We start from the raw sequence: 439 nt of genomic DNA, 5'->3' as shown, positions 1-439 counted from the left end.
TTGCTGAAAAGGGCATGCTACTGACCGATTATTACGCTCAACCCTCTTGTACGGCGGGTCGTTCTGCATTCTTAACGGGTCAACTCCCTGTTCGAACAGGCATGCACTCAGTCGGATTGCCAGGTGGCCCAGTTGGTTTAAGTGCCGACACGCCAACGCTTCCTGAGATTCTTAAAACCATGGGTTATGTTACGGGTCAGTTTGGTAAAAACCATCTTGGTGATCGAGATGAATTCCTACCGACAATGCACGGTTTTGATGAGTATTGGGGTTGGTTGTATCACTTGAATGCAATGGAATACACAGAAGATCCAGATTGGCCAAAAGATGGATCTTTGGATGCCTTTGCACCTCGTAATGTCATTTACGCAAGATCAGATGGCAAAGGTGGTCAAACGATCGAAGATGATGGTGCATTGTCGATTGAGCGTATGCGTAC

1 protein-coding gene is annotated in these 439 nt (G+C 46.9%); it reads left to right on the top strand.

Features of this window, described 5'->3' with window-relative positions; translation table 11 throughout:
- The coding region (locus AB4486_RS27635; RefSeq protein ID WP_372119998.1) for a sulfatase-like hydrolase/transferase at nucleotides 1–439 on the top strand (439 nt) is incomplete at both ends.

The organism is Vibrio sp. 10N.222.55.C6, assembly GCF_041473395.1.
GTDB classification, from domain to species: domain Bacteria; phylum Pseudomonadota; class Gammaproteobacteria; order Enterobacterales; family Vibrionaceae; genus Vibrio; species Vibrio crassostreae_C.
Note: the sequence above shows the minus strand (reverse complement) of the source record. Positions and strands in the feature narration are given on the sequence as shown.